This window comes from Streptomyces sp. SudanB5_2050 (genome assembly GCF_964272335.1).
GTDB classification, from domain to species: Bacteria; Actinomycetota; Actinomycetes; order Streptomycetales; family Streptomycetaceae; genus Streptomyces; species Streptomyces rochei.
In genome coordinates, this window is record NZ_OZ186760.1 from 4,984,269 (window position 1) to 5,006,047 (window position 21,779).

Consider the following 21,779-nt stretch of genomic DNA (forward strand, 5'->3'; position numbering starts at 1 on the left):
GTATATCGCTTACTGCTGTCTAACATCTCGGCGAACGCGGGGTCAACGGAGCCGCCGCCCGCGAGACGCGACCAGGAGCCATGACCATCGTGACCCTCGACGGACCCCGCAGCACCACCCCCGACGTCGTGGACGTCGTCGCGCTCGGCGAGTCCATGGTCACCTTCCTCCCCACCGTGCCCGGCCGCCTCGCCGACGTCCCCTCCTTCGAGCGCGCCATCGGCGGCGCCGAGTCCAACGTGGCCTGTGTGCTCGCCGCGGCCGGCCACAGCGCCCGCTGGATCAGCCGGGTCGGCGCGGACGGCTTCGGCGACCACCTCGTCGAGGCCATCGGCGCCTACGGGGTCGACGTCCACGCCGTGCGCCGCGACCCCGACCGCCCCACCGGCGTCTACTTCCGCACCGCCGGGGACCGCGCCACCGACGCCCACGAGGTCGCGTACTACCGGGCGGGCTCGGCCGCCTCCGCGATGTCCGTCCGCACCATGGACCTCGACGCGATCCGCTCCGGCCGCGTGCTCCACCTGTCCGGCATCACGCCGGCGCTCTCCGCCGACTGCCTGGAGCTGATGCGGGAGCTGACCGCCCGCCGCCCCGGCCGGCCCCTCGTCTCCTTCGACGTCAACCACCGCCCGGGGCTGTGGCACGGGGACACCGACGGCCCCCGGGTGCTCCTGGAGCTGGCCCGGGGCGCCGACCTCGTCTTCGTCGGCGAGGACGAGGCGTGGGGACTCGGCGGCCCCGAAGCCGTGCGCGCCGCGCTGCCCGAACCCGACCTGCTCGTCGTCAAGCAGGGCGCCGCCGGCGCCACCGCCTTCCACCGGACCGTCGACGCCGACGGCACCGAGACCACCCGCGTCACCACCGTCCCCGCCCTCACCGTCGACGTCGTCGCCGCCGTCGGCGCGGGCGACGCCTTCGCCGCCGGGTTCCTCTCCGCCACCCTGCGCGGACTGCCCGTGCGCCAGCGCCTGCGCCACGGCCACCTGATGGCCGCCGCCGCCCTCACCGTCCCCGGTGACCTCGCCGCACCCCCGGCCCGCGACCACGCCGACCGCCTGGCCGCCCTCGACGACACCGCGTGGGGGACACTTCGACTCGGCCCCGGCTGGACACAGGCCGACGCGAGGGCCGAGGAGGAGGTACGCACCCCGTGAGCCAGACCGTCGACCGCGCGCTGAGCATCCTGCCGCTGCTCGCCGAGGGCCCCGCCGACCTGGGCCGGGTCGCCGACCGCCTCGGCGTCCACAAGTCCACCGCCCTGCGTCTGCTGCGCACCCTCCACGAACACGGCTTCGTCTACCGCCAGGAGGACCAGCGCTACCGCCTCGGCGCCCGGCTCATCGCCCTGGCCCAGGAGGCGATGGAGAACCTCGACGTCCGCGAGATCGCCCACCCCCACCTCGTACGCCTCAACGAACAGTGCGGACACACCGTCCACCTCGCCGTGTACGAGGAGAACGAGGTCCTCTACATCGACAAGGTCGAGAGCCGCTACCCGGTCCGCATGTACTCCCGGATCGGCAAGCCCGTCGCCATCACCGTGGCGGCCGTGGCGAAGCTGCTCCTCGCCGACCTCCCCGAGAACGAGCGCCGAGCCGTCGTCGAGAAACTCGACTACCCCATGTACACGCCCCGTTCGACGCCGAACGCCGACGGTTTCCTCACGGAGCTGGCCAAGGTGCGCGAACAGGGCTGGGCCACCGACCTCGGTGGCCACGAGGAGTCCATCAACTGCGTCGCCGCGCCCATCCGGGGCGCCGACGGCCGGGTGGTCGCCGCCATGTCGGTCTCCGCGCCGAACGTGGTCGTCACCGCCGACGAACTCCTCACCCTGCTCCCGCTGGTGCGCCGTACGGCGGACGCGATCAGCGGCGAGTACTCCGGCAGGACCCCAGTCAAGGAAGTCACCGCATGACCGACAAGATCGCTCTCACCCCCGCGACCCACACCGTCCCCCCGGCGAAGTTCTCCCACGGCGTCAAGAAGGGCAACATCCTCCAGGTCGCCGGCCAGGTCGGCTTCCTCCCCCACGAGGACGGCAAGGCCCCCACCCCGGCCGGCCCGACCCTGCGCGAGCAGACCCTCCAGACCCTCGCCAACGTCAAGGCGATCCTGGAGGAGGGCGGCGCCTCCTGGGACGACGTGATGATGATCCGCGTCTACCTCACCGACGTGGACCACTTCGCCGAGATGAACGAGATCTACAACGCCTACTTCGAGGAGCAGGGCCTCACCCAGCCGCCCGCCGCCCGCACGACCGTCTACGTCGGTCTGCCCGCCGGACTCCTCATCGAGATCGACGCGCTGGCCGTCCTGGGCTGACCCGCCCCCGGCCGCACCTTCTCTCTCTGCCTGTCGCACGGCACGGCGCCCTCCCCCCTTCAGGGCGCCGTGCCGCGCCCCGCCCTGCCCGAAAGCAGTATGTGTTTACCCAGAGGACCCCCGTATGTCCTACCCGTCCCTCCAGCTCGCCGCCGCCTCCGCGCCACAGACGCCACCGCACACCGGCGGCCTGCTCGCCCTGATCGACGGCACGGCCGGTCTGCTGACCGTCGCCGCGATCGGCATCGCGCTCCTGCTCTTCCTGATCATCAAGGTCCGGCTCCAGCCGTTCGTCGCGCTGCTCGCCGTCTCCATAGCCGTCGGCCTGCTCGCCGGCCTCTCGGTCACCGAACTCTTCGGCACCGTCCAGAAGTCCGACGCCGTCTCCACCATCGAGTCGGGCATGGGCGGCATCCTCGGCCATGTCGCCATCATCATCGGTCTGGGCACCATGCTCGGCGCCATCCTCGAAGTCAGCGGCGGCGCCCAGGTGCTGGCCTCCCGACTGCTGGGCCTCTTCGGCGAGAAGCGCGCCCCTCTCGCCATGGGCCTCACCGGCCTCATCTTCGGCATCCCCGTCTTCTTCGACGTCGGCATCTTCGTCCTCGCGCCGATCGTCTACGCCGCCGCCAAGCGCTCCGGCAAGTCGGTCCTGCTCTACTGCCTGCCGCTGCTGGCCGGCCTGTCGATGACCCACGCCTTCCTGCCGCCGCACCCCGGCCCCGTGGCCGCCGCCGGACTGCTCAAGGTGGACCTCGGCTGGGTGATCCTCATGGGCATCGTCTGCGGCGTCCCCGCCGTCCTCGCCGCCTGGGCGTTCTCCGCCTGGATCGGCCGCCGCATCTTCGTCCCCGTGCCGCAGGACATGGTCGAGGCCGCCGAGGAGGCCAAGCAGGCCGTCGTCGAGGAGCAGCGGGCATCCGGCGTCGAGCCGCGCGAGACCCCGGTCGCGCTCGGCACCGTCCTCGGCATCATCGGTACGCCGCTGGTCCTGATCCTCGCCGCGACCTTCTCCTCCATCGCCCTGGACGAGTCCACCCTCCGGTCGGTCATCGAGTTCTTCGGCAACCCGTTCGTCGCCCTGACGATCGCCCTGTTCCTCGCCTACTACCTGCTCGGCATCCGGCGCGGCTGGTCCCGCAAGTCCCTGGAGACCGTCTCGACGGCCTCGCTGAAGCCGGTCGGCAACATCCTGCTGGTGGTCGGCGCGGGCGGAGTCTTCGGCGCCGTCCTCAAGGCCAGCGGCGTCGCCCAGGCCCTCTCCGACACCTTCAACGACGTCGGCCTGCCGGTGATCGTCCTGTCCTACCTGATCTCCCTGGTGCTGCGGGTCGCGCAGGGCTCGGCGACGGTGGCCATCGTGACGACGGCGGGCATCGTGGCGCCGCTGCTCGCCGAGGGCGACCACTCGCAGGCGTTCGTCGCCCTGGTCATCATGGCCATCTCGGCGGGCTCCATCTTCGCCTCGCACGTCAACGACGGCGGCTTCTGGATGGTCGCCAAGTACTTCGGCATCAGCGAACGGGACACGCTCAAGACGTGGACGGTGCTGGAGAGCGTCCTGTCGGTCGCCGGGTTCGTGGTCGCGGCGGTACTGAGCCTGTTCGTCTAGGTCCGCCGGCCCGCGCGACGATAGTCGTCTGATAACGATGACGGGGCTGGCTGTGTCCGGCACAGGAACGTCGACCATACTGCCCGCTGTGGAGCAGCGCAGAGGATCGACCAGCCAGCCCCTGGAAGGCGCCGGATTCGACCCGGCCTTCATCCCCGGGCTCACCGCGCCCGTGACCGGTGAGCCGGAGGACACGAGACCGGCGAAGGAGACGACCGAGGAGAAGGCGGACGCCGAGACGCCCGACGCCGCGCCCGAGGCCGAGGACGCCCCCGAGCCCGAGGAGACTTCCGAGCGGACGGACGAACCGGACGAGGACGAGGAGGCCCCCGACGGCCCCGTCTTCGAGGCCGCCGACCGCCGCGCCCGGATCGTCGCCGACCACAGGGGCGTACGCCTCGCCCTCGACGACCAGAGCTGCGAGTTCCGCTGGGACGAGGTCGGCGCCGTCGAGACGGAGACCGGCCGCTTCGGCAAGCGGTTCACCGTCACGGTGCACACCCCGGACCGCCGCTGGTACCCGATCGAGATCGAGGCGACCTCCCGAAGCCGCTTCAAGGAGTGGGAAGCCGCCCTGGACGAGGTCCTGGACGCCTACTTCGAGGACGGAGAGGCGGAGTCCGAGGCGGACGAGAAGCAGGCCGTGGCCGAGGAGCAGGAGTCGGCCGACGCGAAGTAGGGCCCGGGACAGGCACCTTCGAGTGAAGATCCCCGCACGCCCTCTTGTCCCGGCGTCCGCCATCGGCTTTCTTGGCCCGCATGGCGGACACCACGGGCAACACCAGTGACAAGGCCACGGGGACACCACACGGCCCCGACTCGGCACCCCGTAAATCCAGTTGGCGCTACATCGGCCCCGGCATCGTCGTCGCGGCGACCGGGGTCGGCGCCGGCGACCTCGTGGCCACCCTGATCGCGGGCAGCAACTTCGGCTACACCCTGCTGTGGGCGGCGGTCCTCGGCTGCCTGGTCAAGATCTCCCTGGCCGAGGCGGCGGGCCGCTGGCACCTCTCCACCGGCCGCACCCTCTTCGACGGCTGGGCGAGCCTCGGCCGCTGGACGACCTGGTTCTTCGCGTTCTACGTGGTGATCTGGGGCTTCTCCTACGGCGCCGCGGCGATGTCGTCCAGCGCCCTCCCCCTGCAAGCCCTCTTCCCCGGTGTCATGGACCTCGAATGGTGGGGCGTGGCCTGCGGCGTGGTCGGCCTGGTCTTCGTCTGGTTCAACAAGTACGCCGTCTTCGAGAGGGTCATGACGGTCCTGGTCGGCGTGATGTTCGTGGTCACGGTCTACCTGGCGATCCGGGTCGCCCCCAACCTGGGCGACGCCTTCGCCGGCCTTCTCCCCGTCATCCCCGACGGCGACGACTCGATCCTCAACACCCTCGGCCTGATCGGCGGCGTGGGCGGCACGATCACCCTCGCCGCCTACGGTTACTGGGTCAACGCCAAGGGCTGGGCCGACACCGGCTGGATGAAGGTGATGCGGCTGGACAACCGGGTCGCGTACATCACGACCGGCGTCTTCGTCGTCGCGATGCTCTTCGTCGGCGCGGAACTGCTGCACGCCGCGAACATCGCCCTCTCCGGCGGCGGCAAGGGCCTGGTGCAGCTCGGGGACATCCTGGAGGACGAGTACGGCACGGCGACGGCCAAGTTCTTCCTGATCGGCTTCTTCGCCACGTCGTTCACCTCGCTCATCGGCGTGTGGCACGGCGTGAGCCTGATGTTCGCGGACTTCGTGACCCGGCTGCGGGACAAGCGGGCGGGCAAGGCCGAGGAGATCGCCTCGGGCGAGCACGAACGCTCCTGGCCCTTCCGCGCCTACCTGCTGTGGCTGACCTTCCCGCCCATCGTCCTGCTCTTCCAGGGCGAACCCTTCCGCCTGGTGATCATCTACGGCGTCCTGGGCGCGGCCTTCATGCCCTTCCTCGCCCTGACCCTGATCTGGCTCCTCAACTCCTCCCGCACCCCCGCCGAGTGGCGCAACGGCTGGCTCAGCAACGGCATGCTCGCGGTCGCGGGCCTGCTGTTCCTGGTGCTGTGCGTGAAGGAGATCTGGGACCAGCCGTGGGTGGACTTCTTCTGAGACCGAAGGCCCGTGGGACCGGGCGGGGCCGGGTCCCACGGGGTTCAATGATCTGAACACCAATCACGTACACGACCATTGACGTGTTCGCATCACGGTCTTAGCTTGCGGGAAAGCGCTTTCTCCATCCCTGTGGGCCGGCCGCTCCCCTCCGTCCTCCGGCGGCCCATCCGTGGCTCCACCGACGAATCGGAGACCAACCGATGCGACGCAGACCCCTCATCGCGGGCGTCGGCCTGCTGGCCGGCACGCTCGTCACCCTGTCCGGCAACCCCGCACAGGCCGCCACCGAACGGTACGAGGCCGAATCCGCCCCCGCGAGCTGCACGGGCACGATCGACTCCGACTGGTCCGGGTACTCGGGCAGCGGCTTCTGCAACGGCACCAACGCCACCGGCGCACACGCCCAGTTCACCGTGAACGCCCCGGCGGCGGGCACGGCCACCCTGCGGATCCGCTATGCCAACGGAACCGGTACGGCACGTCCCGCGAACATACTCGTGAACGGCACCACCGCGACCACCGCCACCTTCGACGGCACCGGGGCCTGGAGCACCTGGGCGACCCGCACGCTCACGGTGACGCTGAGGGCGGGCGGCAACACGGTCCGGCTCACCCCGACCACGTCGGCCGGTCTGCCGAACATCGACTACGTGGAAGTGGAGACGGACGGCGGCTCCACCACCCCGCCCCCCGTCACCGGCACGCTCTACGTGTCCCCGAACGGCACCGACGGCGCCACCGGCACGGAGTCCGACCCCACTACCCTCACCTCGGCGATCACCCGCGTCGCCCCCGGCGGCACGATCTACCTGCGCGGCGGCACCTACCGCCACGCCCAGACGGTCACCATCCCCCAGGGGAACGACGGCAGCGCGTCCGCCCGCAAGACGCTGGCCGCCTACCCGGGTGAGACGCCGGTGCTGAACTTCTCGGCGCAGAGCGAGGACCCGGCCAACCGCGGGCTCGCGGTGAACGGTTCGTACTGGCACGTCAAAGGCGTCGTCGTCGAGCGTGCGGGCGACAACGGCATCTTCGTCGGCGGCAGCAACAACGTCTTCGAACGCACGGTGACCCGCTACAACCGCGACACCGGCCTGCAGCTCTCCCGCATGCTCTCCAGCACGCCCAAGGCCCAGTGGCCTTCGAACAACCTGATCCTGAGCGCCGTCTCGCACGACAACGCCGACTCCGACGGCGAGGACGCCGACGGGTTCGCCGCGAAGCTCACCTCCGGCCCCGGCAACGTCTTCCGCTACGCCGTGGCCCACAACAACATCGACGACGGCTGGGACCTGTACACCAAGTCCGACACCGGCGCGATCGGCGCGGTCACCATCGAGGACTCCCTCGCCCTCGACAACGGCACCCTGAGCGACGGCTCCCAGGCCGGCAACGGCGACCGCAACGGCTACAAGCTGGGCGGCGAGGACATCGAGGTCGATCACGTCGTCCGCCGCAGCATCGCCTACGGCAACGGCAAGCACGGGTTCACCTACAACAGCAACCCGGGCACGATGCGGGTGTCGGACAACATCAGCATCGGGAACGAGCAGCGGAACTTCAACTTCGACGACGGTGACTCGGTCTTCCGGAACAACACCTCGTGCGACAGCGGCGCGAACGACCGGATCATCGGCGACGCCGACGGCTCGAACCAGTTCTGGTCGGGCTCGAACGGCTCGCGCTGCTCCTCCTACGCCGGAGCCCTGCGCTGGTCCTTCGCGGCGGACGGACGCCTGGTGGTGACCTTCGGCGGGTGAGCGTGACCCGTCAGAGCCCGGTCCGCCGCGCCACAGCCGGCGGCGGACCGGGCGAGGGGGACCGGCCCGTTACCGCAGCCTGTCCCACTCCGGGCTGAGCGCCATCTTCCGCAGCTGATCGACGGTCAGCGCGGGCGTGGCGCGGGACGGCTGGGCGTGCGGGGCCCCGTTGTTGAAGGCGCTGATCACCACACGGAAGCCTTCCTCGCCGGGCCGCAGCGTGTCGACGGTCCACATGAGCACCCCGGCCACCCGGTCGTCGCCGGCGCCCTGCTGGACGGCGATCCGGGTGCCGTCGGGCAGGGTCTCGCCGCCCGCGTAGAGCTGACCGGCGACATCGCCCATGCCGTACTGGACGTTGACCTGGACGAGGCTCTCGCCCTGCCCGTCGTCCACCACGACATAGGCGAACTCCTCCTCCTGACCGCCCTTGCCGACCACGTCCAGGCCCTCGGGGAGCAGCCCGGCCAGCGTCTCGCCCACGTTCTTGCCGGACACGGCGGCCGGCGGGACGTCGGCGGTCGGGGCGGCCCCCGGGGACTGGGCGGACTCCGACGGCTCGGGGATCGCGTCCACCACCCGGCGCCACACCTCGGCCGTCACGACCTCCTTCAGATGCTCGGCCGAGAGCGGGGGCTCCGGGCGCGAGACGGGCGCGTCCTTCTGCGCGGGCGCGTTCCACTCGCTCAGGCTGACGTGCTGCCCCTCGTTCGTCACGAGGTCGGCGGTCCAGAGCTTGGTCTCGACGCGCTTGTCCGGATACTCGTACCCCTTGAACAGCCGCAGCTGCGAGCCGTCGGGCAGGCGGGTGGAGGAACAGGAGTCGTGCGGGACGAACGTCTCGTCGGGACACTCCGTCACCTGGCGGACCTGAGCGCTGCCCGGCTCCAGCCGGTAGAGGCCCATGCTGATCGCGGCGGCCCCCTCCCCGTCGTCGTACACGACATACGCGTACGGCGAAGGCCGGTCGGCGGACCCCCGGGCGTCCTCCTGGCTGAACTCACCCTCCGGGAGCAGCTCCTTGAGCTGACCGAGGACGGTGTCGGCGGAGACGGGAGGCGGAGCGGGCGCCGTGGCCGACGCGGAGGGCGCGGAGGTGGCGCCGGTGGTCGCGGCGGAGACGTCCCGTCCGTCGGAGTCCCCCTGCGGCAGCAGCATCGCCCCGCCCACCCCGACCAGCGCGACCCCGGCCACCCCGCCGAGCATCCCGGCCCGGCGCCGCGTCAGTGCCCGCCGCCCGCGGACCCGCCCGCCGGCGACGAGGGCCGAACGGTCGGCGTCGAACCCCCCGCCGGTCTCGCGCAGAGCGGCGGAGAGCCGCTCCTCGAAGAATTCCTGGTCCTGCCTTTCGGGCATGGCGAACCACCCTTTCCGCATGCTGGGACAAGTGAGAGCCGAAGTGGGGGAGTCGGGAAGTGAGGGAGTGGGGGAGTCGGGGACTGGGGGAACGAGGCCGCCGGTCACGTCACGACCCGGCGTACTCCGCGAGATCCTCGCCGAGCAGTTCACGCAGCCGGCCCAGCGCCCGGGAACACCGGGTCCGCACGGCCGCCGAGCTGACGTTCATGACGTCGGCGGTCTCCTCGACGGACCGGTCCTCCCAGTACCGCAGGACGACCACGGCCCGGTCCTTGGCGGGCAGCCGCGCCAGCGCGTCCAGCAGCGTCAGCCGCAGCGAGGCGTCGCCGTCCCCGGCGCCGGGCAGGTCCGGGAACACGTCCGTGGCCCGCTCCCGGCTGCTGCGCCGCCGCTGATGGGCGAGGAAGGTCCGGGTGAGCACGGTCTGCGCGTACCCGGCGGGGTTCCCCACCCGGGACACGCGTCCCCACCGCACGTACAGCCGCCCGAAGGTCTCCTGCACGAGATCCTCGGCCAGATGCGTGTCCCCGGCCGTGAGCAGACACGCGGACCGGTACAGATGCCCGGCCCGAGCCACCGCGAACTCGGCGTACTCGTCCGCCCGCCCCTGTCTCATACTCGCGTTCCCCCGCACTCACCGCTGTCGAGTACCGCCTTCACCTCACTGATGCGGTGGGCCCCGGAAAATGTTTCATACGGCCTTCACAGAAGGCGGCCGACTTCGGCGAGGGCGCTCCGCCGGCGAGTCAGACTCGACCGTCGTCGTGCGATGCGCCGACCTGCGGGCCACCTGGGGCGGCTGCTGAGTTTTTGACGGAGACGTGAAGTACCGGCTCCCCCGTCCACACCCGTGCGGGCGTGGACGGGGGAGCCGGTCTGCCGTCGTTACGGCAGTGCGTGCACGTGGGGGCCGACCGCGTTGGACCAGGCGTTGCCCGCCGTCGCGTCCCAGTTCGTGGACCAGGTCATCGCGCCCCGCAGGCCGGGGTACGTCTTCGACGGCTTGAAGGAGCCGCAGTTCGTGCCCTTGGTGAGGCAGTCCAGGGCGGCGTTGACCACCGACGGGGCGACGTAGCCGCCGCCGGCCGCGCGGGTGGAGGCCGGGAGGCCGAGGCCCACCTGGGACGGGTCGAGGCCGTTCTCCAGCTGGATGCAGGCCAGGGCGGTGAGGAAGTCGACCGTGCCCTGGGAGTAGACCTTGCCGTCGCAGCCCAGCATGGAACCGCTGTTGTAGTACTGCATGTTGACGACCGTGAGGATGTCCTTCACGTTCAGCGCGGTGCGGAAGTACGAACCGGACGTCGACTGCATGTCGATGGTCTGCGGCGCCATCGTCAGGATCATGTCCGGGCCCGCCTTCGCCGACAGGGCGCGCAGGGCCTGCGTCATGTAGGTGGCGTTGAGGCCGTTCTCCAGGTCGATGTCGACGCCGTCGAAGCCGTACTCCTGCATCACGGAGTAAACGGAGTTCGCGAAGTTGGTCGCGGAGGCGGCGTCGTTCACCGAGACGGTGCCCTTCTCGCCGCCCACCGAGATGATGACCTTCTTCCCGGCCGCCTGCTTGGCCCGGACGTCCGCCTTGAACTGGTCGACCGTGTAGCCGTCGAGGCCGGCCGTGTCCAGGTTGAAGTCCACCGCGCCCGGAGTGCCGGTCGCGTCGGCGAAGGCCACCGCGATGATGTCGTACTGGGAGGAGACGTCCGAGATCCGCTGGACCGCCGCGCCGTTGTCGAAGTTCTGCCAGTAGCCGGTCACCGCGTGCTTGGGCAGGTCGCCGCCGTTGCCGCCGCCGTCGTCCGGCGCCGTGGTGCGGGCCGTGACCGCCGCCGACTTCGCCGACTCACCGGCCGCGTTGACCGCCGTGACCTGGAAGGAGTACGAGGTCGAGGCCGCGAGGCCGGTCACGGTCGCCGACGTGCCGGTCACCGCCGTCACCTTGGTGCCGTCGCGGTAGACGTGGTAGCCGGTGGCGCCGGAGACCGTGTTCCAGGCGAGGGACGCCGAGGAGGAGGTCGTACCGGAGACGCTCAGGCCGGCCGGGGCGGCCGGCACCGTGGGCTCGGGGCCGCCGTCGTCACCGCCGCCCCCGTCCGGGCCGAAGACGGAGAGGTCGTCGGCGTAGTAGGCGGACTGCCCGTACCAGCCGTGCGTGTAGACGGTCACGGAGGTGGTGGAGGAACCGGTGGTGAAGGTCGTCCTCAGCTGCTTCCAGGAGGTGGAGTCCGGGGTCCACGTGGACACGTCCGTCGTGCCGGTGCCGGTGACGCCCAGGTAGGCGTAGCCGCCCTGGACCCAGGCGCTCAGGTCGTACGTCGAGCCGGGCTTCACCTTCACCGTCTGGGAGCAGCGGGCGTTGTCCTGGCCGCTCGGCGTCGCCTTCAGCGCGGCGGTGCCGCCGTGCGCCGGGGAGGTGACGGTCGTACCGCTGTTCGCCGAGCAGGTCCAGCCGGTCAGCCCGGCCTCGAAGCCGGCGTTCTTCGCGTTGTTGACGTCGGCGGCGGACGCCTGGCCGACGGCGGTGACGGAGAGGGCGAGCGCGGCGGTGACGGCACCCGCCCAGAACTTCGTCCGGCTGCCGAACTTCCTGCCGAACTGTCTGCCGAACTGTCTGCCGATCGGTCTGCCGGTACGGCGGCGTACGGGGTCCATGGGGCCTCCGGTGGGGAGTGGGGGCGGTGGGGAGTCGCGGACGGGGGGAGGAGAGCGGTGGCGCAGTGAGGTACAAGGTGGTCCAGACCAATTGAGGGTGTCAAGAGGTAGGTACGGACCAAGTTCGTTGCCGTCTCGCGGACTTGGCAGCCTCCGAGATGAGGCCGTGTGCCGCCCGAGCTGTGACCGGGAAATGCTCAACATGCCCCGTTTTGCAGCACCTTGTGCCTCACAAGTTGTTCCACAGCTACAGAAACGCTGTTCTCCGGTCACAGACGCGTGGATACAGTGCTCAGGTAGTCACGCAGTGAAGTCATCCGGGTGTGCCGGAGTAACACCGGCGTACCGACGGGCATGGGGAGACCGGGAGCCGCGCGTGCCAACTGCCATTGCCGTGACCAGTGCCGACATGGCGCTGCCGCCGCAGGACGACCGGACGCTGCCCGCGATCGTGCTCCAGGACGTCGACCGACGACCGCTGGAGCAGGTGCTGGCCGAGCTGCAGGCCCTGGTCGAGCAGCACGGGCATGTGATCGTGGTGTGTTCGCAGGTCCTGCCGGCGAGCGTGGAACGCCGGCTGCACACCGTACGCGCCCTCCTGGAGACCGATCGGATCGCCCTGTTCCGGCCGTCCCTGCCCCCGCTCGGACTGGCCGTGCTCGCCCGCCAGTTGCGCCAGCTCGCCTCCTGCGACCTCAGCCCCGGCGTGCTCGCCTCGGCCGGCCGCCTCCTCACCCACTACATCCACGCCGGCGCGCTGCTCGGCTCGGTCGCCCGGCTCGACCACGTCCCCGTGGGCCTGAAGTCGCACGCCCGGTCCTGGATGCCGGGCAGCCAGTTCGGTGTCGTCGCCCACCCCGTGCCGCAGCTGGTGCGGATCGGACCGGACGCCGCCCTCGACGGGCCCGAGTTCGGGACCTGGCTGCTGGTCGCCAAGGGCCAGCTCGCCCCGGACTGGGTCACCGGCACCCTCGCCCCGTCCTGGAAGGTGCAGGGCCTGCGCGAGATGCCGCTGCCCGCCGAATCCCCGGGCTGGTGGGGGACCGGCAAGCTGACCGAGTTCTGCGCCTACCTGCCCGACCTGTCCGTCCTCTACCAACTGGTCACGTCCGTACGGCAGAGCACATGCCACTGGTGCGGCATCGACGTCATCGGTGACCGCTGCGTGTTCTGCTCGGCCACGCCGCCGGAGTACGACACCGGCCGCGACCGGACCCCCGCGGCACGCCGCGGCCCCGCACTCGGCCACCGCCGTGAGAGACGCGCCCTGACGGGGTAGGTCCGTACCGCTGCACCGCCCGCCCCGCCATCCGTTCCGGCTCGACCGATTCCCCCAATGAGGTTGCACGGCACATGAACTCCCGTCAGCGCCGCGGCATCATCCTGCTGATCCTGTCGGTCCTCTGCGCCCTCGGCGTCTTCGCCGGCGTGCTGTCCGTCGTGAACGACGTGAAGTCGAAGGTCGGCCCCGAGGTCACCGCGTACCGGCTCAAGACCGACGTGGAGCCCTACACGCCGCTGGGCGCGGGGCAGTTCGAGAAGATCGAGATGCCCGAGCGCTGGCTGTCGAAGAACGCCGTCACGGATCTCGGCCAGGTCCGCGGCAAGATCGCCGTGACGACGCTGAAGGCGGGCTCGCTGCTGCAGAGCGACATGATCGTCGACCAGCCCGCCCTGCAGCCCGGGCAGCAGGAGGTCGCCATCATGATCGATGCGGCGACCGGCGTCGCCGGCAAGATCACACCGGGCTCCACCGTCAACGTCTACGCCACCTTCGAGGGAGAGCGGGAGGGTGACCCCGCTCAATCCAAGATCATCGTAACGAACGCCCGGGTCATCGACGTCGGCGACCTCACCTCGCTGCAGCCCGACGAGAACAGCCGCGACCGCGAACCCACCGACGCCGTCCCCATCACCTTCGCCCTGTCCACCATCGACGCCCAGCGCATCACCTACGCCGAGTCGTTCGCCCAGCGGGTCCGGCTCGCGCTGGTGGCGCCCGGCAGCGACACCACGGTTCCGGACAAGGACCGGACGTACGAACTCGCGAAGGACAAGTGAGGCCGGTATGCCCACGAGGATTCTCCCGGCGGTCGGCGACGCGGACGCCGTACGGTCCATCACCACTCTGCTCAGCCAGCTCCCGGACGCCGAACCGGTCGCCCCGGTGGTCGACTCCACCCAGCTCGTCGACACCCTCGCCCGCCTCGCCGCCGAGTCCGTCGACGAACTGCCCGAGGTCGTCGTCGTCCACGAGCGCATCGGCCCGGTCCCGGCCCTGGAACTGATCCGCGAGGTCGCCCTGCGCTTCCCGGCCGTCGGCGTCATCCTCGTCACCTCCGACCCCGGCCCCGGCCTCTTCCAGGCCGCCATGGACTACGGCGCCCGCGGCCTGGTCGCCCTGCCGCTCAGCTACGAGGAACTCGCCAGCCGCGTCCAGGCGGTCGCCCAGTGGTCCGTGGGCGTACGGCGGCACCTGGGCAGCGGCGGTGACGTCTTCACCGGCGTCGGTGGCACCGTCGTCACGGTCGGCGGCGCGAAGGGCGGGGTGGGCGCCACCCTGACGGCCGTCCAACTGGCGCTGGCCGCGCAGGCGTCGGGCCGGTCCACCGTCCTGGTCGACATGGACCTCCAGGCCGGCGACATCGCCTCCTATCTGGACGTCCAGTTCCGCCGCTCGGTCGCCGACCTGGCGGCGATCAACGACATCTCCCCGCGGGTCCTGGCCGACGCGGTCTTCCGCCACGACACCGGGCTGGCCCTGCTGCTCGCCCCCGGGGAGGGCGAGCGGGGCGAGGAGGTCACCGACCGCGCCGCCCGCCAGATCGTCAGCGCCCTGCGCTCGCGCTACGAGGTCGTCGTCATCGACTGCGGCGCCCAGCTCGGCGGGGCCGGCGCCGCCGCCGTGGAGATGGCCGACGCCGCGCTGCTGGTCACCACCCCGGACGTGGTCGCCGTGCGCGGTGCCAAGCGGGCGGTGCGGATGTGGGACCGGCTGCAGATCCGCAAGGCCGAGGAGACCACCGTGGTCGTCAACCGGCACACGCGCGGCACGGAGATCCAGCCCGCCCTCATCCAGAAGATCACCGGGACGCCGGTCGCCGGCACCACCGTCCCCGCCAACTTCAAGGAACTCCAGGGGGCCGTGGACGCCGGCCGCGTCCACGAGCTGGACGCCAAGAGCACGGTGAAGCAGGCCCTGTGGGCCCTCGCGGGCGAACTGCGCCTGGTCAAGGCACCGGAGGCGGACCACCGCAAGGGCGGCGGCCGGTTCCGCGGCGACCGGGGGTCGGTGAGCTTCCGGCGGCGGAAGGACGGTGGGGGATGAGTGCCTTACGGGACCGGACCAGGTGGCGCGACTCCGGTCAGGTCACCGTCGAGTTCCTCGGCATGCTGCCGACGATCATCGTCACGCTGGTGGTGCTGTGGCAGCTCGTGCTCGTGGGGTACACGTTCACGCTCGCGGGGAATGCTGCCGACGAAGCGGTACGGGCGGCGACGGCGGCCGAGCGGGGGGCGCGGCAGGGTGCCTGCGAGGAGGCGGGCCGCGACAAGCTGCCGGGCGCGTGGGAGGGGGGCGCCGGTGTGGACTGCGGCACGGCGGGCGGTTTCGTCACGGCCGACGTCGAGATCAGGGTCCCGGTCCTCTTCCCGGGCACGGTCAGCTTCCCCTTCGACGTGCGGGGGCACGCGGGGGCCGTGGAGGAGGAGACCGACTGAGATGCCGTACTCCCCACGGACGTACCGCGCGAGACACCGGGACGGCGTCGCCGGGGGCCGGAGCCACGGCGCCTGGGGCCACGGCGCCTGGGGCCACGGCGCCTGGGACCGCGTCGCCGGGGGCCGGGGTGCCCGGGATCGGGACCGCGTCGCCGGGCGCCGGGGTGCCCGGGACCGGGAGCGTGTCGGCCGGGGCCGGGGTGCCCGGGACCGGGGCCAGGTCGCCATCGAGTACCTCGGCTTCCTCCCCGTCCTGATCATCGTCGCCATGGCCGCCGTACAGCTCGGTCTCATCGCGTACACCGCCCAGCAGGCCGGCACCGCGGCCCGCGCCGGAGCCCGCAGCGCCTCCCTCGACGAGGGCGCCGGGCAGGCGTGCGACGCGGCCGTCAGCGACTGGCTGGCCGACGGCACGGACTGCGGGGCCGCGGAGGGCGGCGACGAGGTCACCGTCACGGCCACCGTCGACATCCCCTCGATCGTCCCCGGCTGGGACTTCGGGACCGCCACCAAGACGGCCACCATGCCGATCGACCACTGACCGAGGAGCCCGAGGACGCATGAGCCTGCGCGCACGCATCCACTCCCCCGAGGAGCACGGCAGCCGGGGCGAGGACGGACACCTCGTCGCCTCCTACCGGGCCAAGCTCCTGGAGGAGATCGACCTCGCCGAGATGAGCTCGCTGGCGACGGCCGAGCGCCGGGCCCGCCTGGAGCGCGTGCTCGGGCACATCATCAGCCGCGAGGGCCCCGTCCTGTCGACGGTCGAACGCTCCCAGCTGATCCGCCGGGTCGTCGACGAAGCCCTCGGTCTCGGCATCCTGGAGCCGCTGCTCGAAGACGCCTCCATCACCGAGATCATGGTCAACGGCCCCGACGCGATCTTCGTCGAGCGCGGTGGCCGGGTGGAGCAACTGCCCCTCCGTTTCGCCTCCAACGACCAGCTGATGCAGACCATCGAGCGCATCGTGTCGACGGTCAACCGCCGCGTGGACGAGTCCAACCCGATGGTCGACGCCCGCCTCCCCTCCGGCGAGCGCGTCAACGTCATCATCCCGCCGCTCTCCCTCACCGGCCCGGCGCTCACCATCCGCCGCTTCCCGCGCTCCTTCACCCTCCACGAACTGATCGGCCTCGGCTCGCTCGACGACCACATGCTCTACCTGCTGGCCGGTCTCGTGCAGGCCCGCTTCAACATCATCGTCTCCGGCGCCACCGGCACCGGGAAGACGACCCTCCTCAACGCCCTCTCCGGCCTGATCCCGGAGCACGAGCGCATCATCACCATCGAGGACTCGGCGGAGCTGCAGCTCCAGCAGGCCCACGTGATCCGCCTGGAGTCCCGCCCGCCCAACGTCGAGGGCCAGGGCCGCGTCACCATCCGCGACCTCGTCCGCAACTCCCTGCGCATGCGCCCCGACCGCATCGTCGTCGGCGAGGTCCGCGGCGGCGAGTCCCTGGACATGCTCCAGGCCATGTCGACCGGCCACGACGGCTCCCTCGCCACCGTCCACGCCAACAGCGCCGAGGACGCCCTGATGCGTCTGCAGACCCTGGCCTCCATGTCGGACGTCGAGGTCCCCTTCGTCGCCCTGCACGACCAGATCAACAGCGCGGTCGACGTCATCGTCCAGCTCACCCGCTTCGCCGACGGCGCCCGCCGCATCACCGAGATCGCGCTGCTCGCCAGCCACGGCGGTGAGCCGTACCGCCTCGCCACCGTCGCCCGCTTCAACGCCCGTCCGATGACCCCCGACGGCCGCGTCCACGGCGCCTTCGAGTACCACCCGCTGCCCCGCCGCGCCGCCGAACGCCTCTACATGGCGAATCAGCCCGTCCCGCAGGCCTTCGGCGTCGCCCACACCAACGACCAGCTCGCCACCAGGGAAGCCAGGTAGGACCGCCGATGGAACTCGACACCCTCGTCACCCTCACCACCGGCATCACGCTGTTGACCTGCGCCCTCGCGGTCGCCGGCGTGCACTCCTACGCCGCCGGCAAGGCCCAGCGCCAGGCCCTGGTCGACCGGCTCTCCGCCGCCGGACAGCTCCCTCCCGCCGGCCGCAGGCGCCGCTTCCGCGCCCTGGACCGCCGCCTGCGCCGCACCAAGCTCGGCCGCACACTGGAACTGCGCCTGGCGGCGACCGGCCTGGACCTCACCCCCGGCGAGTTCTTCGCCTACATGGTCGCCACGGTCGCGGGCCTGTGGCTGATCGGCCAGGCCGCCCTGGCCCCCTTCTTCGGCCCGCTCGCCGGACTGCTCGGCATAGGCGTGGCGGTCCAGTTCCTCAACTGGCAACGCCAGAAACGCATCGAGAAGTTCATCAACCAGCTCCCCGAACTCGCCCGCATCCTCGCCAACGCCACCCAGGCCGGCCTCGCCCTGCGCACCGCCATCGGCATGGCGGCGGAGGAGCTGGAGGCGCCCGCCGGCGAGGAACTGGGCAAGGTCGCCGACCAGCTCGCCCTCGGCGCCTCGATGGACGACGCCCTCGGCGAACTCGCCGACCGCCTCCCCTCCCGCGAACTCGTCGTCCTGGTCACCACACTCGTCCTCTCCAACCGCGCGGGCGGCCAGGTCGTCAGCGCACTGCGCAACCTCACGGAGACCCTGGAGGAGCGCAAGGAGACCCGGCGCGAGGTCCGCACCCAGCTCTCCCAGGTCAGCATGACCTCGTACGCCGTCCCCGTCCTCGGCGTCGGCTCGTTGTTCCTCATGAACGGGGTGAAGGACGGCGCCCTGGAACGCATGACCGGCTCCCCGGCCGGCCAGGTCGCCGTCGTCGTCGCCTTCGCGCTCTACGCCGTCGGCTTCGTCCTCATCCGCCGCCTGTCCCGCATCGACGTCTGAGAAGGGAGCCGCAATGGGTATCGGACTGCTCCTCGCACTGACGGCGGCCCTGAGCGTGTGGGGCGTCTTCGCCGGCCTGCGCATGTACCGGGCGGAGGCGAAACTCCCCGGCGACCTCGCCCTCGCCCTGGAGGTCGGCTCCACCCGCACCGGCGCCGTCGACTCCCTCGTCGACCGCATGGGCATGCGCTACGCCCCCGCTGTGCTGCGCGTCATGGGCCCGGCCCTGGTCGCCAAGTACCGCCGCCGCATCGACCTGGCCGGCAACCCCGGCGGCCTCACCATCGACCGCTACGCCGCCCGCCGCGCCGTCTACGGGTTCCTGGGCGCCGTCGGCTTCCTGGTCTTCCTCCTCCGCGGCCAGTTCGTCGTCGCGCTGCTCCTGCTGGCCTTCGGCGCCTTCTGGACCGAGGTCGGCATCTGGTCGGCGATCCGCATCCGCAAGGACGAGATCGAGCGCACGCTCCCCGACTTCCTGGACGTCCTGGCGGTGGTGGTCAGCGCCGGCCTCGGCTTCCGCCAGGCCCTGGACCGGGTGGCGACGCGCTACGAGGGTCCCTGGGCCGACGAACTGCGCATCACCCTGCGCCAGATGGACCTCGGCATGAGCCGCCGCCAGGCCTTCGCGGAACTGCGCCGGCGCAACGACTCCGAACAGGTGGCGATGTTCGTGACCGCACTCCAGCAGGGCGAGGAACTGGGCGCCCCCATCGTCGACACCCTGGTCTCCCTCGCCAAGGACATGCGCCGCACGGACGCCCAGAACGCCCGCCGCAAGGCCGCCCGCGCGGTCCCCAAGGCCACGATGATGATCACCACGTTCATGGTCCCGGCCACGATGATCCTCCTCGGCGCGGGCCTGATCCTGGGCTCGGGTACGGACTTCGGAACGATCACGGGGGAGTAGCGGCCCGAGAACCGACCAACCGGCCGGGAACGACGCGGTCCCGACACAGCCACGGACCCGACACACACAGCCACGGACACGAGCACGCATTCGGACACGAGCACGCATTCGGACACGGGTGAGCAGGGGAGGACGAGGACGGCATGGCGATCACGAACCCACCGACGGCACACCCGGCTCTCCCACCGACGGCACACCCGGCTCTCCCGCCGGGCTGGGAGGCGGCGAGGAACCGCCCGGCCGACCCGGTGGAACCCGTGCCGGAGCGCCACGCGCCGGCGTCCGAGGTTCCCGCCCCCGAACCCGTGACCGCGCCCCCACCCCCACTCGGTTTCACCTTCGACGCCGTGGCCGGCCCCGCCTCCGGCGCCGTCCCCGCCCCGGCCATCCCCCTCCAGGTGAACGCCTTGCAGGCCCTGTGCCGACAGGTCTTCGGCTTCCGCCTGGCCATGATCGCGGTGGCGGCTCCGGCCGCGCTCCTCAACGCCGGGCCGGGCCTGGGCGTCAAACTGGTCGGCGCCGCGGTGGTCATCACCTTCATGGGCTCGTACGTCCTCTTCCGGGACTGGGAGCGATTCGGCCCGCTCCTGCTGCGCCACCCGACCCTCCTGGCGGCGGACACCCTCTTCGGCTTCCTGCTCCTCGTCTCGGCCGGCCCCGACACCACACTGGCGTACGTCAGCGTCTGCACCCCGCTCCTGGCCGGTCTCGCCTACGGCTGGCGCGGCGCGGCGTTCTTCGCCTCCCTCCAGATGCTGCTCCTGCTCCTGGTCCACGCGACCCTGAACGACGACCGGCCGAACCCCGGCCCGGCGGAGTCGCTCCTCCTGCCCGGTCTCTGCGTCATCACCGGAGCCATCGGCTCCACCCTCCGCAACCTGCTCCTCCGCTTCGGCGCCGCCACCCGGGCCCTGACCGAGATCCAGGCCCGCCTGGCCGTCACGGAGGCGGTGGGCGCGGAACGCGCGCGTCTCGCCCGCGAACTGCACGACTCGGTCGCCAAGACGCTGCACGGCGTCGCCCTGGCGGCCGAGGGGCTGGCCGCCACGGCGCGCGACGGCCGCATGGACCCGGCGCTCGCCCGCCGGCAGGCCGAACTGGTCGCCCGCTCGGCCCGCAGGGCGGCCGCCGAGTCCCGCGACCTCCTGACCGACCTGCGCCGCGAGACGGACCCGGCCCACGGCACGGACATGGCGGCGGAACTCGCCTCGCGCACCGCGGACTTCGCGGCCCGCACGGGCCTGCCCGCCACCTTCACCGACACGGACGCGGGAACTCCGACCTCACCCGTGCCGCCCGTCCCACCGTCCGTGGCCCGCCAGCTCCTCACGATCGCCTCGGAGGCCATGGAGAACGCCCACCGCCACGCGTCCCCGACCCGCGTCGAGGTACGCGCGGGCGTCCACGGCGGCTCGCTGCGGATCAGCGTCTACGACGACGGTCAGGGCCTCCCCGAGGGTACGAACCTCGAGGAGCTGGGCAGGGCCGGGCACTTCGGCCTGGTCGGCATGGTCGAACGGGCCGCGTCGGTGGGCGCCCGCATCCGCATCGGCCGGGGCGAGCACCCGCGCGGCACGGAGGTGCGGGTGGACCTGCCCCTGGCCGCGCTGACGCCGGGCGGGAGGAACCCGTGACCACACCGCTCACGTCAGAAGGGAGGCCCCCGATGCACGAGGAACAGCTCCACTCCCCCCTGCCGGCCGCCACGCCCGAGCCACCCGCGCCGCTGCGGGTCGTCGTGGCGGACGACAACCCGGTCGTCCGCGCCGGACTCACCGCCCTGCTCTCCGGCCGCGCGGACATCACCGTCGTGGCCGAGGCCGCCGACGGCCGCGCGGCCTGCGAGGCGGCCCGGCAGCACCGCCCCGACGTGGTCCTCCTGGACGTACGGATGCCCGGCGTGGACGGCATCTCGGCCCTTCCGTACCTGGTGGACATCGCTCCGGTGATGATGCTGACGTACAGCAGGGAGTCGGAGATCGTCCAGGAGGCCCTGCGACGCGGGGCGGGCGGCTATCTGGTCCACGGCGAGTTCACGGCGGAGCAGTTGGTGACGGCGGTGCGGGACGTCAGACAGGGCAGGGCCCACTTCACGCCGACGGCGGCGGGGGCGTTGCTGACACAGTTGCGGGAGACCCCCCGAGCAAACGCGACTGCACACACCAACGCCCCGTCAACAACCCCTCCGGCACAACCCATATGGACCACTTCCCCTCAAACCCTTTCGCAACTGCAACCGTCTGTGGCACAGTCTCCCTCGGGTGCTGCTGCCGACAGGACGAGGTTCCGACTGAGCGCGAGGGAGGTGGAGATCATGGATCTCATCGCCACCGGCATGAACAACCAGCAGATCGCCGCCACCTGCTTCATCAGCGAGAAGACGGTCAAGAACCACATCAACCGCATCTTCGCCAAGCTCCACAGCACCAGCCGCTCCGAGGCCACCGCCAAGTGGCTGGGTCTGGGGTGACCGCGATGGACAAGACGCGACGCGCCGCCCGCGTT

At 71.5% G+C, this 21,779-nt stretch carries 20 protein-coding genes; 17 read left to right on the plus strand and 3 right to left on the minus strand.

Annotated features, from left to right (window positions below; translation table 11 throughout):
• The first annotated feature begins 80 nt into the window (after positions 1-80).
• The 7 genes from ACFZP7_RS22355 (at position 81) to ACFZP7_RS22385 (ending at position 7,788) form a co-directional block, all read left to right on the plus strand.
• A complete protein-coding gene (locus ACFZP7_RS22355; protein ID WP_385635386.1) occupies positions 81-1,157 on the plus strand; it encodes a sugar kinase in 1,077 nt (358 codons plus the stop codon).
• Positions 1,154-1,918 carry an IclR family transcriptional regulator gene (locus tag ACFZP7_RS22360; protein WP_019329154.1) on the plus strand — a complete coding sequence of 255 codons (765 nt, stop codon included), beginning with the start codon at positions 1,154-1,156 and terminating at the stop codon, positions 1,916-1,918. Before ACFZP7_RS22355 ends, ACFZP7_RS22360 begins: the two co-directional genes overlap by 4 nt.
• Complete coding sequence (locus tag ACFZP7_RS22365) at positions 1,915-2,325, plus strand: RidA family protein (RefSeq protein WP_019329155.1); 411 nt, start codon at positions 1,915-1,917, stop codon at positions 2,323-2,325. The genes ACFZP7_RS22360 and ACFZP7_RS22365 overlap by 4 nt, the downstream gene beginning before the upstream one ends.
• A gap of 124 nt (positions 2,326-2,449) precedes the next feature.
• A complete protein-coding gene (locus tag ACFZP7_RS22370) occupies positions 2,450-3,937 on the plus strand; it encodes a GntP family permease (RefSeq protein ID WP_019329156.1) in 1,488 nt (495 codons plus the stop codon).
• A gap of 88 nt (positions 3,938-4,025) precedes the next feature.
• A complete protein-coding gene (locus ACFZP7_RS22375; RefSeq protein ID WP_270882675.1) occupies positions 4,026-4,616 on the plus strand; it encodes a hypothetical protein in 591 nt (196 codons plus the stop codon).
• An 80-nt stretch (positions 4,617-4,696) separates the two neighbouring features.
• Positions 4,697-6,025, plus strand: a complete 1,329-nt coding sequence (locus ACFZP7_RS22380; protein ID WP_385635389.1) for an Nramp family divalent metal transporter — start codon at positions 4,697-4,699, stop codon at positions 6,023-6,025.
• Between the two features lie 203 nt (positions 6,026-6,228).
• Positions 6,229-7,788, plus strand: coding sequence for a carbohydrate-binding protein (locus ACFZP7_RS22385; protein WP_385635391.1), 1,560 nt, complete (start codon positions 6,229-6,231; stop codon positions 7,786-7,788).
• A gap of 69 nt (positions 7,789-7,857) precedes the next feature.
• Here the strand turns inward: ACFZP7_RS22385 and ACFZP7_RS22390 are convergent, their stop codons facing one another.
• From ACFZP7_RS22390 to ACFZP7_RS22400, 3 genes are all read right to left on the minus strand, one after another.
• On the minus strand, positions 7,858-9,144 hold the full coding sequence (locus tag ACFZP7_RS22390) for a hypothetical protein (RefSeq protein WP_385635393.1): 1,287 nt from the start codon (positions 9,142-9,144) through the stop codon (positions 7,858-7,860).
• Between the two features lie 109 nt (positions 9,145-9,253).
• Positions 9,254-9,763: a SigE family RNA polymerase sigma factor gene (locus ACFZP7_RS22395; RefSeq protein ID WP_019329161.1), complete on the minus strand. Its 510-nt coding sequence runs from the start codon at positions 9,761-9,763 to the stop codon at positions 9,254-9,256.
• Positions 9,764-10,032: 269 nt separating this feature from the next.
• Entirely contained in the window at positions 10,033-11,796 is a 1,764-nt protein-coding gene (locus ACFZP7_RS22400; RefSeq protein ID WP_385635395.1) for a chitinase, read from the minus strand.
• 409 nt (positions 11,797-12,205) lie between these two features.
• Here ACFZP7_RS22400 and ACFZP7_RS22405 point away from each other — a divergent pair, with 409 nt between their 5' ends.
• From ACFZP7_RS22405 to ACFZP7_RS22450, 10 genes are all read left to right on the plus strand, one after another.
• Entirely contained in the window at positions 12,206-13,075 is an 870-nt protein-coding gene (locus ACFZP7_RS22405) for a hypothetical protein (protein WP_050990783.1), read from the plus strand.
• A 74-nt stretch (positions 13,076-13,149) separates the two neighbouring features.
• The gene (gene cpaB, locus ACFZP7_RS22410; RefSeq protein ID WP_019329167.1) at positions 13,150-13,857 is read left to right on the plus strand and encodes a Flp pilus assembly protein CpaB; all 708 of its coding nucleotides are present in this window, start codon (positions 13,150-13,152) and stop codon (positions 13,855-13,857) included.
• Between the two features lie 7 nt (positions 13,858-13,864).
• Entirely contained in the window at positions 13,865-15,124 is a 1,260-nt protein-coding gene (locus ACFZP7_RS22415; RefSeq protein WP_031018889.1) for an AAA family ATPase, read from the plus strand.
• Complete coding sequence (locus ACFZP7_RS22420) at positions 15,121-15,516, plus strand: septum formation initiator (RefSeq protein WP_019329169.1); 396 nt, start codon at positions 15,121-15,123, stop codon at positions 15,514-15,516. Before ACFZP7_RS22415 ends, ACFZP7_RS22420 begins: the two co-directional genes overlap by 4 nt.
• Before the next feature lie 226 nt (positions 15,517-15,742).
• The gene (locus ACFZP7_RS22425) at positions 15,743-16,057 is read left to right on the plus strand and encodes a TadE/TadG family type IV pilus assembly protein (protein ID WP_385638505.1); all 315 of its coding nucleotides are present in this window, start codon (positions 15,743-15,745) and stop codon (positions 16,055-16,057) included.
• A 19-nt stretch (positions 16,058-16,076) separates the two neighbouring features.
• On the plus strand, positions 16,077-17,414 hold the full coding sequence (locus ACFZP7_RS22430; protein WP_030969421.1) for a CpaF family protein: 1,338 nt from the start codon (positions 16,077-16,079) through the stop codon (positions 17,412-17,414).
• Positions 17,415-17,422: 8 nt separating this feature from the next.
• The gene (locus ACFZP7_RS22435; protein ID WP_019329172.1) at positions 17,423-18,367 is read left to right on the plus strand and encodes a type II secretion system F family protein; all 945 of its coding nucleotides are present in this window, start codon (positions 17,423-17,425) and stop codon (positions 18,365-18,367) included.
• 13 nt (positions 18,368-18,380) lie between these two features.
• A complete protein-coding gene (locus ACFZP7_RS22440; protein ID WP_385635397.1) occupies positions 18,381-19,274 on the plus strand; it encodes a DUF5936 domain-containing protein in 894 nt (297 codons plus the stop codon).
• Positions 19,275-19,417: 143 nt separating this feature from the next.
• Positions 19,418-20,908 carry a sensor histidine kinase gene (locus ACFZP7_RS22445; RefSeq protein WP_385635399.1) on the plus strand — a complete coding sequence of 497 codons (1,491 nt, stop codon included), beginning with the start codon at positions 19,418-19,420 and terminating at the stop codon, positions 20,906-20,908.
• Positions 20,909-20,940: 32 nt separating this feature from the next.
• Positions 20,941-21,744, plus strand: coding sequence for a response regulator (locus ACFZP7_RS22450; RefSeq protein WP_385635401.1), 804 nt, complete (start codon positions 20,941-20,943; stop codon positions 21,742-21,744).
• Positions 21,745-21,779 lie beyond the last annotated feature (35 nt).